Below are 14,042 nucleotides of genomic sequence, written 5' to 3'. Positions count from 1 at the left end.
ACCGTGAGTTGGGGGTGAGTTTGCCTTGAACAAAGCCAATGATTTGCCGATAGATCAACAAGTTGGGCAGCCGTCGCCGGATCTTGTCCGAGAAGCACTCGAACGCGTTGTATCGAGCGACGAGTTTCAAGCTTCGCCCCGTCTCCAGCAGTTTCTTACATACGTTGTCGAGGAAGCTATCGCGGGTCGTGGTCCCCAGATTCGAGGTAAAGCTATCGCTGTGGAGGTCTATGGGCGACGCATTGATGGCTCTGGCGGTCAAAATCTCGTTCGCGTCGAAGCCAGGCGGCTACGACGACTGCTACGTGAGTTTTACGAAGTTCAATGGGACGGCGAAGGTGTTCGCATTTTTGTTGATCCCGGCGGATACAAGCCGCGATTTTCATACGAACCTACAATTGGAGACCGCACATCAAGTGCATGGAACCGCGATGGGTCTGAAGGGCGTCGGCGTTCGCTGCAACTGCTGCCAGCTGGATTGGGTGTCCTTGCAGTAATCGCTGTGCTTGGCATCTGGTTGAGTCAGGAAAACAGCAAGGATTTGCCAACGACCCAATCCATCGAACAAGCTGAACGTGCAGCACTTGGTGAGCAATCTTTGACAAGACTCCAGGCGGCCAACCTTGCGGATCAAGCCCGAGGCATGTTTTTTCCCGTTTTTGATGTCAAACGTCAGCAAATAGCACTGGGAATGTTCCAGCATGCGATGGAACTCGACCCGGCTCTGTCTGACGGCTATGCCGGATCAGCGCAGGTCCTGGCGATCCTGGCGGTTTTGTCGCCTGACAAAGCACAAAGGGAAGATCTCTTCCGTCAAGCTTCGGAGATGTCTGGTAAGGCGCTTGAATTGTCCCCTGCCGATGCGTGGGCAAACGGCGCAAATGGTTGGGTGCTGGCTGTCAAAAACCAGTCAAACGAGGCATTGAAATACGCAAGAATGTCAATCGAACTGGCACCGAAGGATGGCCATATTCTCGACCTTGCAGGTATCACTGCCATCATGGCTAACGCCCCGGAACTCGCAGCCGAGGTTAGTGATCCGGAGAGAGCCAGATCAGGATCTGGTAGGTTTGGTGCAAGAAACATCTGGGGTGTTTCGCAACTTATGCTCGGGAACTATGAAAACGTTGTTGAAGCCTTTCAGGGCGCACCAGCTGCCGGCGCGCCTGTTAGTGCTCCTTCGCTATTATTCCAAACCGTTGCGCACGATCAGTTGGGAAATTCAGAAGAAGCACAACGTCTCGTTACTGAAATGAAAAAGACATGGCCCGAGTTTCCGTCCGAGTTTCTCGCTGACAGGATTTTCCACAACGACGTCAATACGCGGAATATAATACTGGAGACGCTGAGTAGATACTGACGAAACGCATCGCGCCTATTGCCTCGAAATGAGCGTCAAAACCTTTTCATATAATTCCGCTTTGAAAGCACACGGGGATGCTAAAATCGGCGGTAGAGCTGGACCACGCCGTCTTTGATTGAGAGTGGGCTTTGTAGATTTTCAAAGTCTGCTTACTGCGCATTGCCGTCGTTGGGGCATCGCGCAGAATCAGAAAAAACGGGCTCGAAGAGGACGTTCGCCGCACTTTACAGGAGTGACTGCTTACTTCGCACAAGCAGTCACATGGGAGTGATGACGCCCCAGCTACTGACCTGAGCCCGGCGATCCGGGCGGGAGATTCAACTCAATCGACAACGATGGTGACGCTCGTCTCGGCTCAGAAGCCCAGTGGATGGTCAACACTCATGCGACAATCGCCAGTCACGAAAAGCGGGCGGCTCTTGCCGCCCGCTCAATCTTCACACGTCGATCTTTTCTGCGATACTCAGCGCGTCTTCTAATTCAACGCCAAGATATCGAACTGTGCTGTCAACCTTGGTGTGGCCAAGCAAAAGCTGCACCGCGCGTAGATTGCCTGTTTTCCGGTAGATCAGTGCCGCTTTTGTGCGTCTCAGCGAATGCGTGCCGTAACCGCTCGGCTCCAAACCAATCGCCGACACCCAATCGAGGACCAGACGCGCGTACTGTCGTGTCGATATATGCGGCCTTTCGTGGAAGCGGCTTGGGAAAAGGAAAGTGCGTCCAAGCATCTCCGGGCGACATATCCAGGTCCAGACGGACTGGCGGGTATTTTCCGAGACCTCGAATTGGACCGGCCGTTTTGTTTTGCTCTGGACAACTGTCACGCGTTCGCGGACACGATCACCAGTAACAAGATCGGCTACGTTCAATCGAACGAGATCGCAGCCTCGCAGCTTGCTATCGATCGCAAGATTGAAGAGTGCCAAATCCCTGAGATTGTCCGAGAGTTCAAGCCGGGCGCGGATGGCCCAGACCTGCTTCGCGAGAAGCGGGCGTTTCTGGCCTATAAGGCGACCTTTGTTCCACGGCGGGCGCTTCGGTGTGATGGCAGGAAGTTGAATAATGGACATCGATTGTCCTCCATCCTTCCCTCCCTCTCCAAGCACCGACACCATGTCGACCAACTGACTCTATCAAGGAGCAAAATGGCAGGTGTCATCAGCTTACCCGACGTTCGTGAGCAGCGCAGCGCATGACCGTTTCGAGCCCAAAGTCACTGATGCTACGATGCGCACGAATGGCAGCTTTCTCGATTGGCATCTGACTCACTGTCTGCAACTGTGCACTTCATGATGCGCTTGTTGATTAGAGAGGTGAGGTTATGCTCTCTCGCTTTGTTCTATTATTGCTTGGCTCGTTGGTCGGCGGCTTAAGCTCGGCTGGTTCAGTGGTGCTTGCACAAAATCAAAATCCAATCAACGCATTCTTCGGTTTTGATTTCGTTTTACAGCCATTGGCCATCAAGTGGGCCTGCGGCGGCACACGGGATCAAGACCTATCCCGAATCGGTACACTTATTGCTGCTTTTCCGGAAGATGCAGAACGAGCAGAACTGGGGCCCACAGTAGCTGTACTAAGTAAAATGGCGTCCGGTCTGGAAAGTTTGCCGCAAGTTCTTGGCGCTGAGTTGAGTGAGCCACGGATCGAGCAACTGTGCGCGGCAGCACTACCGCCGAACATTGAATGGGTAACGCCGGAGCAATTCATCTTGGGCGACGAAAGCGGAATACCTGACGAACAAGAAGCGGCTTGGTCAAATTTTTTCCGTATAGTCGAAGGTTTTCAATAGCTCTGGAACTTGCGACCGAGCAGACATTCAAGTTGCGAACACAAAAATTCGTTTTGTCTGCGAAGCTGCAACGATGTTTGCCATTAAGCTTCTTGCCGGTCCAGCAATGGGCCGGCTGTTTCATTGGGGGCCGTTTTCTAACGAGTTTTAACGGGGAGCGGTAAACCTGACTGATGGGCAGGTTACGTCGGGGCTTCCCAGTATCAAGGAAAGGGCGATTAGCAGATTAGCGGGATTTAGCAGGTGTCCGGCCCGGTAACCGCAAAAGGGTATCCATATTATGGAGGGGGTGTCAGTGCTGACGCTTCCTTTCCGATATCACGGAAAGAAACGGGCTTTCTGCCACTTTCTGCCGGTTGTCGGTAAGGGATAGGGGTTCACCCTCAAGCCGAGGTCGGCGGAGCCAGGAGTGTGGCAAGTTGGCCTGATTCACGCGCTTTTTCAGAAAAACGCACAAAAAATCGCACAAAATTTTGCGCGCCTGCAAGTCGATATCGACATAAGTTATTGATTTTAATGGCAGGGGCAGCAGGGTTCGAACCCGCGACCTACGGTTTTGGAGACCGTCGCTCTACCAACTGAGCTATACCCCTAAGGTGCGCCCCAGATATGCTAGCCGCGCGGCGGACTCAAGAGGGTTTTTTCAGAATCCGCGCGACTAAGGTATCCGACAAACAAGTTGCGTGCAGCGGTGAGTTCTATAAGACACGGTTTGGTCAGTACGAGGGACCCCATCCGTGAGTATCCGTAAAAAGATCGCCGACAGCGAAGCCGTCCTGAATTGGGTTGCACGCCGCATTGCAAGCTATATCCGGTGGGTCAATCGCAACACCACGTGGCAGCGCCTCGGATACGAAGAACTGGACCGACTGGTCGAACAGGGTGAGCCCGTTATCGTGGTTCTGTGGCACCAAAGGCTGGCGCAATCCCCCTATTTCTTTCCGCTGGACAAGGGGCAGATCTGTTCGATCACCTCGGCTGCACGGGCGGGCAGCATGGTGGGTCGGGTACAGAAGCTGTTCGGCATGGACACCATCGCCATGACCAGCAAAAACGCAAATAATATTGCGATATCGCGCCAGGTGATCGGCAAGATCAAGCAGGGTATTTCCATTGGCATCGCCGCTGACGGTCCGCGCGGACCCGAACGGGTACTGTCCACGGTGCCTCTGGTCTGGGCGCGCACCTCGGGTAAGCGGGTGTTCGGCATCACCTTTTCGGCTGAACATGGCCGCGAGGCGGGCACATGGGATCGTCTTTTGATGCCACGCCCCTGGCGCAACAGGGGTGTTTTTCTGTGCCGGGAATGGACTGAAACCGTGCCGCGCAAAGCCTCGGAAGAACAAATCGAGGAATTACGCCAAAGCCTTGAGCAGCACATGAACGACATCACCGCCGAGGCCGACCGCATGGTCGGGCGCGAGCCGTGGTCGCCTACGGGTTAACCGCCCCTTAGGCGTTGCATCAAATAAATTTCGCTGCCTTCGGGGATCGGTTCGGTCAACCCGCTGGCGATGACGCGCCCGTCGATGGCTATGGAGACCCCTGCATCAATCGGGGCCTGCAGTTGCGGGTGAACCCGTACCAGTTCGCGCAACAACTCGCCGGTGGTCTTGGCCTCGACCTCCACCACCTGTCGGCCCCCGGTCAGTGACCGGAGGCCGGACCAGAGGTGGACTTCAACCATTGTCCTTCAGCGCCGCCAGAATGCGCGGCGGTGACATCGGCAGTTGTCGCATCCGCACACCAGCCGCATGGGACACCGCATTTGCGATGGCGGCCAAAGGCGGCACGATACCGGTTTCACCTACGCCACGCACGCCAAACGGGTGGCCTGGGTTGGGCACTTCGACAATCACCGTGTCGATCATCGGCAGGTCACTAGCGACCGGGATTCGGTAATCGAGGAAAATCGAGTTCTGCAGGCGTCCATCCTCGCCGTAGATATACTCCTCGTTCAGCGCCCAGCCGATGCCTTGCGCGGCACCGCCCTGATACTGGCCCTCCACATAGGTCGGGTGGATCGCCTTACCGGCATCCTGAATGACCGTATAACGGGTGACACTTGTCTTGCCGGTTTCCGGGTCGACCTCGGCGTCAACGATATGGGTACCGAACGACACGCCTGCGCCTTCGGGCGTGGCCTCGAAATGGCCCGAAATAGGCCCGCCGGTCTGCCCCATATGGGCGGTGATATCGGCCAGCGGGCGCGGGTCAAAATCACCAGCATTGGGCCCCGAAGGCACCGCGCAGCCGTTTTCCCATTTCACCGCATCCGCCGGGATCCCCCAGCTGGCGGCAGCCCGTTCGCACAGTTTTTCAACCGCGTGTTTTGCTGCCTTAATGGTCGCTAGACCGCTTGCATAGGTCACGCGCGAGCCATGCGAAACGTCGTTATATCCCAGCGTCGCAGTGTCAGCGACGGTCACACGAATATTCTCATACGGGATGCCCAGAACCTCGGCCGCCATTAGCGCCATTGACGCGCGCGAACCACCGATATCGGGCGTGCCGACCATCAACTGCGCCGAACCATCCTCGGACAGCGCCAGCGACACCGAGGTCTCACCGCCGTGGTTGAACCAGAACCCACATGAAATCCCGCGTCCCTGCCCCGGCTTCAGCGGGGCCGAGTAATGTGGATGCGCCTTGGCGGCTTCGAGCGTTTCTACCAGACCGATCCGCTCGTATGTTGGGCCATAGCTGGCCTTGGTGCCTTCGTGGGCGGCGTTTTTCAGGCGCACTTCGATCGGGTCGAGGTCCAGCTTCTTGCACAGCTCATCAATCACCGACTCGACCGCAAAGGCTCCCATCGGCGCGCCCGGCGCGCGGTAGGCCGCCTGTTTCGGGCGGTTCGCCATCACGTCATAGCCGATCTGGCTGACATTGGTCAGGTTATAGGGCGCAAAGGCACACATGGCGGTCATATCGCCCGGCGCGCCCGGAAACGCCCCACCCTGCAAGCGGAACACACCTTGGGCAGCCGAGATGGTGCCGTCTTTCTTCATCCCGATCTTGATATCCATCGACGCAGATGAGGTCGGGCCGGTAGCCCTAAACACTTCCGACCGGGTCATCACGATCTTGACCGGCCGGTTCGCCTTGCGGCTGAGCGCCAGCGCGACCGGTTCGATGAAGACGGTGGTCTTACCGCCGAAACCACCACCAATCTCGGACGCGGTCACGCGCAATTGCGAGGTTTCGATGCCCAGCAGTGCTGCGCATGTTTTCTGCGCAATCCAATGGCCTTGAGTGGTGCACCACAGCTCGCCCTTGCCGTCATTGCCTAACATGCCCAGACAGGCGTGCGGTTCGATATAACCTTGATGGGTCGCCTCGGTGACAAAGCTGTCTTCGATGACCAGATCAGCCTCGGCAAAGCCGGCCTCGACATCGCCGTGCCCGCTTTCGTGGTACCGCACCACATTCGGGTGCATCCCCTCGGGCACGGAATAATCCGCAGCACCCTCGCGAATGACCGGAGCATCCGGGGCCATCGCCTTATCCACGTCGGTGACGTGCGGTAGTATCTCGTATTCAACCTCAATCAGCTTGAGCGCATCGCGTGCCGCCAGGGCCGAGGTCGCCGCAACCGCCGCCACGGCGTGACCGTCATACAGCGCCTTTTCGCCCGCCATGACGTTTTCCAGAACATTCCAAAACTCGCCCTCAAGCCCTGGCTTGAACGGCACGTCGGCGAAATCCGCGCGGGTGACGACGGCTTTGACATCCTTGTGCGCCTCGGCCTGCGAGGTGTCGACCTTCACGATCCGCGCATGGGCGTGGGGCGAGCGTAGGATCGCACCGTGCAGCATACCCGGTGCGGAAATGTCCGCGCCGAACTTGGCGCGGCCTGTCACCTTGTCCAACCCATCGGGCCGGTTCGGACGCGTTCCAACGAAGGTGAATTGTGTCTTACGATCGTCGAGTGCCATTACGAAGCCTCCCGCAGCTCTTCGGCCGTTTCCATCACGGCGCGAATGATCTTGTCATATCCCGTACACCGGCAGAGGTTACCTGCCAGCCAGTACCGGGCCTCTTCTTCGGTCGGGTTGGGGTTCTTTTCCAGCAGCGACTTGGCCGCAACCAGAATGCCCGGCGTGCAGATACCGCATTGCAGAGCAGCATGTTCGATGAACTTTTTCTGCAACGGATGCAGAACGTCGCCATCCGCGATGCCTTCGACGGTTTCGATCTGCTTGCCATCGGCCTCGACCCCCAGCATCAGGCAAGAACAGACCAGACGGCCATCAACAGTGACAGAACATGCGCCGCAATCACCGGTGCCGCAGCCCTCTTTCGCGCCCGTCAGGTTCAACTTGTCGCGCAGACAATCCAGCAAGGTCTCGCGCGGATCGCACAGGTAGTCGACCGTGTCCCCGTTCACGGTGGTGGATACATGGAACTTGTTCATGCTTGCTCTCCCTTGGCGCGGGCATAGGCGATTTTCGCGGCGCGCTTGGCCAGAACGCCAGCGACCTCGGTGCGGAATTCGATGGTGCCGCGTTTGTCGTCAATCGGGTTGCAGGCGGCGGACGCCGCGGCGGCCAGCGCGTCCAGCGCTGCGTCGTCCAAAGTGCTGCCGATGATAGCCTTGGCGCAGTCCTCGACCAGCAGCACGGTCGGCGCGACAGCCCCCAGGCACACGCGCGCCTCGGTGATGGTGTCGCCTTCCAGACGCAGGCTGACGCCGACACCGACCACGGCGATGTCCATCTCAGTCCGGGGGATGAAACGCAAATACGCGTCCCCGCCATTCTCGCCTCGTGCGGGGATGTGGACGGCCGAGATCAACTCGCCCTTCGCCAGTGACGTTCTGCCGGGTCCGGTTGGGATGTCTTCGACCGCAACCTCACGGTCGCCCTCTGGGCCGGTCACCGTAACGGTCACGCCCGCAGCCACCATGGCAGGCACTGAATCCGCTGCTGGAGAGCCATTGCAGAGGTTGCCAGTCAGCGTCGCGCGCCCCTGAACCTGGGTCGATCCGATCAGGTCCATAGCCTCGACCACGCCGGGCCAATCGCGGCCCAAGTCGGGATGTTCGCTCATCTCGGCGCCGGTGGCGGCGACGCCCAGCGTCCAGCTGCCATCTGCATTGCTGTTGATATCGCGCACGCCGTCGATTTTCTTGATGTCGATCAGGGTGTCGGGCGTCACCAGTTCTGATCGTAGCTGCACCAGAACATCTGTGCCGCCTGCCAGAAACCGTGTGATGCCCGTCGCATTTGCGGCCAGTGCCGAGGCTTCGGCAAAGCTGGCGGGGCTGTGATAATCCATGAAATACCTCGTACCTGTTGATCAGGATTCACTGGGTTCAGAGGGGACGTTAGTGCAGCAGCATGGCGGCGTCCATGGCAGGAGCGACCAATTTTTGCGTAACCCGATGTCGTTTCCAGACCAGTTGTCAGAGATCGATCTCGATCACACCGTCCGGCTGCGCCGCGCGACTTTGGCACAGGATCATCGCATCCGCGCGCTGCGTGTTCGACAGCACGAAATCGCGATGTTCAATATCGCCCGAGATCACGCCACATTTGCAGACCCCACAGATCCCGTCCGAGCATTTGACGTCAACGTGAATCCCTGCCTCAGTCAACACCTGTGCTGCGTCCTTATCCGCTGGGACGGACAACTCCCGCCCCGACTTGGCCAGCCGTAGCGTGAACGGATGGTTTTCATAGTCGGGTTGTTCGGGCACCGAGAAATATTCCAGATGCCGCGCTTCTTCGGGGAAGCCCTGCGCCTCGGCGGCTTGTATCACTCCGTCCATGTAGCGATCCGGCCCACAGGTATAAACGTGCCAGCCCGGCTGGTAGCCTGATAAAATCGCATCCAGATCGGCGCGCGTGCCTTCATCCGAGAAATGAAAGTGTACGCAGTCCGCCCAGGGCATCGTGGCCAGATCGTCCAGATACCCGGCACTGGCACGAGTGCTGGCGGAATAATGCAGCGCGAACGGTTTGCCCAGTGCGTGCAGGCGATGGGCAAAAGCAATCATGGGGGTAATGCCGATCCCGCCCCCCATCAGAAAGGTTTTGGAGGCCGTCTCATCCAGTTCGAAATGGTTGATGGGTTTCGAAATAAATACCTTGCGCCCTTCGTTGAAGATGCGGTGCAGCAGAGCCGAACCCCCGCGCCCTTCGTCCTCGCGCAGCACACCGATCTGATAAACAGACCGATCAGACGGATCGCCGGACATGGAATATTGCCGCAAGAATTCCGGCGCGACCAACACGTCCAGATGCGCCCCAGCGGTCCAGTCGGGTAAGGGCGCACCATCGAGGGCGGAAAATTCGTACTTGCTCACATCTGTGGTCATTTTATCGACTTTAGTGAGAGCAACCCGCATCACCGGTGCATCGCCCGCGATGGTGTAGCGGTGGATCACCGACATATCTCCGACTGCCTTGCGGGCCTTGTATTCCTCGGCCGTGACCATCGCCTGATAGGCGGCAATTCCGGCCTCGCGATCCATGGCAAAGGGGTAAGGCCACGGGTGCGGTGCCAGATAGGCGGGGTAAACGGCCAATGTCTGGTCTTCGTATTTCAGATCAAGTTCGGTTTGCAGACCGCGCCGGTTCAACGGGTGGATGGTGGGCCGATAGGCACCATCAAGCTGCAACTCGAGATCCCACCACCATTTCTTGGTGTCGTTCAGACCGCCGTTCCCGACAGTATCATCCAGCTTTGCCAACACGGGCGCAGCTTGCGGCAAGTTCATTGCGGCCCAACGGAAGGGGCGTTCTTTGAAAATCCCTTCGAGGTTCCACGGACAGGTCTTCATACACCGCCCGCACATTGCACCACCGGGTGTTGTGATCCGATAGGTCGCGCATTTCTGACTGTCGGATTTCCATATTTCATAGCCGTTGAACATGAGCTTTGGTCCGGCTGTGATCGCCCCCGAGGGACATTCCCGCGCGCATTTGTTGCAACTTTCGCAAAAGCTCTGCAGTCCGAAATCGATGGGTTTGTCATGGCTGACCGGCATATCCGTTGTCACGACGCCGGATTTCAGGCGCGGACCCAGATAAGGGTTCAAGATCACCTCGCCAATCCGGCTAACCTCCCCCAAACCCGACAACAGCAACAGCGGCGGTTGCAGCACTTCGCCATCCATCACCGTATGCGCCCGCGCCTTGTAGCCAAGGTTGCGAATTTGCTGCGCGATGACTCCGCCCAGCAAGGAAAACCGCAGGTAGGCGCGCATGGATTGGGCGACACTGATCCAATCATCGCCGCTAGCACCCTCCATTGTCTCATAGCCCTGATCGATAATCATGCTGATAGCCTGGTCATGAGGCGGCGTGATCTCTTCACCCGTCGCATCATGAGAATACCATGCCCAGTTCGGGCACCGGCTAAGCCCGACCGCGTCGACACCCAGAAAGTAGCTCGCTGCCTTAATACTTGCAGCGTTGCGCGTCGCATCAGTTGGAAGCACAGAAGCCGCACTTTCGCCATCCTGCAGCAACACAAACGCGCCCAGAGCGCGGCGTTGCGCAGAGCTGGGGGCGGCTTTGCGCACATAGTGGCCACCCTTGGCCCCATCCTGCAATGGCTTGCCCATGTCACCAAACTGCGCCCGCGCAAACATGTCCGCGCGCTTGGGGACACGGGCGACGTTTTCTTCATCAATGTAGGTGGTCGGGTTCTCGACCCGTTTGAGCTTTTCAAACGGATGTGCCCCGTCCACATAGCGCCGTTTGGCATAAGGATCTCGGTTCAAAGCATTCTTGGCAAATCCAGCGCCCAACCACCAGGCCGGACCCTGGGTGCGGAACCATGGCTGCTGCACCTTGGGCTGCAGCGGCTGGTCATGCGCGATCTGCAGCTCAGTCGTCACAGCGGCCAGACCGAACCGTTTGCCCAACCATGGGGCCACAATGTCGCCACCCTCAACCGATGCCAGACCCGCAGCTACCGCCAATTTACCCAGATCAACTTCAGACGACATCGCCGTATGCGCCCGCGCGTCGAAGCCCAGCAGGCGGATATAGTTAGCGACTACCACCGCATTCTCGGTCGCCAGCAGACAGGCCCGGTGATCCTGCGCGTCGAGAATCCACTCGGCTCCCGGCTCATCCGGGTCCGGGTCCCGGTTGTGTTCGTACAGAAAGACGATGGCATGGCGATGCGTGTCCATCGGCTTGGGCGCGGCCTCCATACTTTCTTTCAGGTCCGCCATGATCAGGTCGATTCCCGAGGCCAGCGTTTTGGTCTGTCGTGTTTTCAGCGCATGGGCCAAACGGTCGATATCGGGATTGCGTCGGGGTTCAGACAACAGCGCCTCGGACAGCAAAGGACCGCAGCCCATCATTGAGGCATCATTGAAATACCCAAACGCCTTAAGGTGATTGGCTCGCTCGGACGGGTCCGCCGGAATCTCTGATCTCACCGGGTTCACGAATCCATCGCGGATGGCGTCCATCATCGCCTGGAACTCACCCATCGCGTTGACGATGCTTTCAGGCTGGCCCGGTCGGTGAAAGCTCAGCTTTGACATCGAGGGCGCCGTGGACAGGTCCGGCGTCCCGGCCTGCCGCGCCAACCGCTCTAGCGGATACCGGCCCATATGAACCGGTCTGTTCTTATCCGAGAAAAAGCGGATTCCCATTACGCGCCTCCTATAGTCTGATTGTCACCTAATGCGCCGTGGACAGCAAATCCATTCATGAATAATCATAGATGGTATGAGCAAAACTGATTTTACTGATCTGGACGGCAAGGTCCTACGCACCTTCCTGACGATCCTCGAGGAAAGCTCGGTCTCGAAAGCGGCTGACCGGCTGGGTGTGACGCAATCGGCGATAAGTCACACGTTGGCCAAGTTGCGTCAGGTGCTAGGCGATCCGTTGTTCGTGCGCTCGGGTCAGGGCCTGACCCCGACCGAGCGCGCCCTGTCGCTGAAAGAGCCGGTGCAGCAGGTGCTGGACGGCATGCGGGCACTGACGGACGAGCGCCCCTTTGATGCGCTGGCCGAAGAGATCTGCATCCAAATCGCTGCCAACGACATGCCACGCGATTTGATCTTTCCGCCACTGTTACGCGCGCTTCGAACCGAAGGCGTGCGTCTGCGGCTGGGGTTCATCCCATCAGGCGTCCCTGACCCGGACTTATTGCGCAGTGACCGGTGCCAGTTGATGCTGACCCCGCTACCGCCCGATGGGCCGGATATTTTTCAAAAACGTCTGCTGATCAGCCCGCTGATGATTTTCTACGATGCCGATCAACGCGGCCCACCGGACAGTTGGCAGGCCTATTGCCAGTCCGAACATATCGAGGTGCGATTTGCCGATGGGCGTAATTCTCGCGCGGTGATGCGAGGCGTGGATCAAAGCCAGATCCGACCACCCACCGTCACCCTGCCGCATTTCCACGCAATTCCATCCTTTGTGAAAGGCAGCGATCTGATTTCCACAGACACGGCATTGATGAAACATGGGCCGCTGGCTGCGCTGGACTGCGCACCATTGCCGTTCGAGTGCGCACCGGTTTCGATCTATATGGTCTGGCATCAACGTTCTGCGAATGACCCGGCCCATCGTTGGTTGCGCGCGCGGATCGAGACCATTGCCACGGCGCTGCAAGATTGATCGCCGGGGTGGTCGCGGATCAGAACCGCGCCTTGATGAAATGCATCAACGTCGCGCCGGATTCAAAATAGGCGCGGCGCAGGCCGGTCCAGCTTTCACGATATTCAGAAACCGCAGGTACAGGTAGTAAATCCGGATCGTCCTGCAACAGGCTTTCGGCCATCAAGCGACCAAAAACAGTGCCCGGGCCAATGCCCCGCCCGGAATACCCATGCACTGACAGGGCGCTGGGGCCGATCTGCGTGATCTTGGGGATGTGATCCGAGGTCATTGCGATGCGCCCATGCCATCCCTCAATCAACGGTTGATCGGCAAGTTGCGGAAACAGCTCGGCCAACTTGCGCCTGCACCATGCCTCATGAACCGCACGGCCCGCCTGCCCCAGATCACCCATGCCCCCGATGATCAGCCGCTCTTCGGCATCCATGCGGAAAGAGGTCATGATCAACCCCGTATCCCAGCACCCCTCCCCCCCCGGCAGGATACTGGCCCGCAGATTGTCTGAAAGCGGGGCCGTGAAGAACTGAAAATAATAGACCGGTACATAATCCGGGGTCGAGGCCTCAAGACCCTGATGATAGGCATTGGTGGCCTGGATCACCGATTTCGCGCGCACTATGCCCTGTAGAGTTTGCAGCACCCATTGACCGTCGCTGTGTTGAATCGACTGCACCGGGCATTGGGTGACAATCTGCGCCCCGGCCTCAGCGGCGACACGGGCCAGACCGCGCACATAGCCCAGCGGCTGGATCGTTCCCGCGCGGGGATCAAACAGCGCACCATGAAACGCCGCGCTGCCGGTCCGTTGCGCTGCCTGATCGGCGGGCAGTAATTCAACCGGTGCACCGGTGGCGCTCAACTGATCGTGACGCTTCTGCAAGTCCCGCAGGCCCGACGCGGAATGCGCGCAGTGCAACGTTCCGTTGCGCACCGGATCACAGTCGATGCCATTCTGTTCGATTAGATCAAACACATCCGATGGCGCAGCGGCCAAAAGGGTAATCAACCGATCTCCGGCGGCTTTACCCAAATGCGCGCGGATATCCTCTGGGGGCAACCAAAGACCGGCATTCGCCAAACCAACATTGCGGCCTGAACCGCCGTGCCCGATTTCTTGCGCCTCTAGCAAGCAGACCGACGCCCCGGCCCGTGCAGCCGTCAGCGCGGCGGAACAGCCGGTATAGCCCCCGCCGATCACGGCCAGATCAACCGTCAAATCACTGCCCAATGGACGGCTATCCACGTTCTCACGGCAGGTTTTCAACCAAAGGGATTGGTTGTGACTACTCACGCT

The 14,042-nt window shown here is 58.4% G+C and carries 11 protein-coding genes and 1 tRNA gene; 4 read left to right on the top strand and 8 right to left on the bottom strand.

Features of this window, described 5'->3' with window-relative positions; translation table 11 throughout:
* The first annotated feature begins 25 nt into the window (after positions 1 to 25).
* Positions 26 to 1,360, top strand: a complete 1,335-nt coding sequence (locus ACR0DT_RS17245) for a tetratricopeptide repeat protein (protein ID WP_480711940.1) — start codon at positions 26 to 28, stop codon at positions 1,358 to 1,360.
* Positions 1,361 to 1,800: 440 nt separating this feature from the next.
* On the opposite strand, the gene ACR0DT_RS17240 is transcribed toward ACR0DT_RS17245, so the two are convergent.
* Positions 1,801 to 2,433, bottom strand: coding sequence for a tyrosine-type recombinase/integrase (locus ACR0DT_RS17240; RefSeq protein WP_170774124.1), 633 nt, complete (start codon positions 2,431 to 2,433; stop codon positions 1,801 to 1,803).
* A 251-nt stretch (positions 2,434 to 2,684) separates the two neighbouring features.
* On the opposite strand from ACR0DT_RS17240, the gene ACR0DT_RS17235 reads away from it, so the two are divergent.
* The gene (locus ACR0DT_RS17235) at positions 2,685 to 3,152 is read left to right on the top strand and encodes a hypothetical protein (protein ID WP_480711939.1); all 468 of its coding nucleotides are present in this window, start codon (positions 2,685 to 2,687) and stop codon (positions 3,150 to 3,152) included.
* Positions 3,153 to 3,669: 517 nt separating this feature from the next.
* Here ACR0DT_RS17235 and ACR0DT_RS17230 read toward each other — a convergent pair.
* Positions 3,670 to 3,745: transfer RNA gene (locus ACR0DT_RS17230), tRNA-Trp, on the bottom strand.
* A gap of 144 nt (positions 3,746 to 3,889) precedes the next feature.
* Between ACR0DT_RS17230 and ACR0DT_RS17225 the strand changes: the two genes are divergently transcribed.
* Positions 3,890 to 4,597: a lysophospholipid acyltransferase family protein gene (locus ACR0DT_RS17225; RefSeq protein ID WP_480711938.1), complete on the top strand. Its 708-nt coding sequence runs from the start codon at positions 3,890 to 3,892 to the stop codon at positions 4,595 to 4,597.
* On the opposite strand, the gene ACR0DT_RS17220 is transcribed toward ACR0DT_RS17225, so the two are convergent.
* From ACR0DT_RS17220 to ACR0DT_RS17200, 5 genes are all read right to left on the bottom strand, one after another.
* Positions 4,594 to 4,839 (bottom strand): MoaD/ThiS family protein, encoded by a 246-nt coding sequence (locus ACR0DT_RS17220; RefSeq protein ID WP_480711937.1) that lies wholly within the window; start codon positions 4,837 to 4,839, stop codon positions 4,594 to 4,596. The two genes, ACR0DT_RS17225 and ACR0DT_RS17220, sit on opposite strands and share 4 nt — an antisense overlap.
* On the bottom strand, positions 4,832 to 7,087 hold the full coding sequence (locus tag ACR0DT_RS17215; protein WP_480711936.1) for a xanthine dehydrogenase family protein molybdopterin-binding subunit: 2,256 nt from the start codon (positions 7,085 to 7,087) through the stop codon (positions 4,832 to 4,834). The genes ACR0DT_RS17220 and ACR0DT_RS17215 overlap by 8 nt, the downstream gene beginning before the upstream one ends.
* Entirely contained in the window at positions 7,087 to 7,566 is a 480-nt protein-coding gene (locus ACR0DT_RS17210) for a (2Fe-2S)-binding protein (protein ID WP_480711935.1), read from the bottom strand. The genes ACR0DT_RS17215 and ACR0DT_RS17210 overlap by 1 nt, the downstream gene beginning before the upstream one ends.
* Entirely contained in the window at positions 7,563 to 8,429 is an 867-nt protein-coding gene (locus ACR0DT_RS17205; RefSeq protein ID WP_480711934.1) for an FAD binding domain-containing protein, read from the bottom strand. Before ACR0DT_RS17205 ends, ACR0DT_RS17210 begins: the two co-directional genes overlap by 4 nt.
* Before the next feature lie 127 nt (positions 8,430 to 8,556).
* A complete protein-coding gene (locus ACR0DT_RS17200; RefSeq protein WP_480711933.1) occupies positions 8,557 to 11,769 on the bottom strand; it encodes a reductive dehalogenase in 3,213 nt (1,070 codons plus the stop codon).
* 76 nt (positions 11,770 to 11,845) lie between these two features.
* Between ACR0DT_RS17200 and ACR0DT_RS17195 the strand changes: the two genes are divergently transcribed.
* Positions 11,846 to 12,748 (top strand): LysR family transcriptional regulator, encoded by a 903-nt coding sequence (locus ACR0DT_RS17195; protein WP_480711932.1) that lies wholly within the window; start codon positions 11,846 to 11,848, stop codon positions 12,746 to 12,748.
* A gap of 19 nt (positions 12,749 to 12,767) precedes the next feature.
* On the opposite strand, the gene ACR0DT_RS17190 is transcribed toward ACR0DT_RS17195, so the two are convergent.
* Positions 12,768 to 14,039, bottom strand: coding sequence for an NAD(P)/FAD-dependent oxidoreductase (locus tag ACR0DT_RS17190; protein ID WP_480711931.1), 1,272 nt, complete (start codon positions 14,037 to 14,039; stop codon positions 12,768 to 12,770).
* Positions 14,040 to 14,042 lie beyond the last annotated feature (3 nt).

Source organism: Ruegeria sp. BI11, from assembly GCF_056538005.1.
Note: the sequence above shows the minus strand (reverse complement) of the source record. Positions and strands in the feature narration are given on the sequence as shown.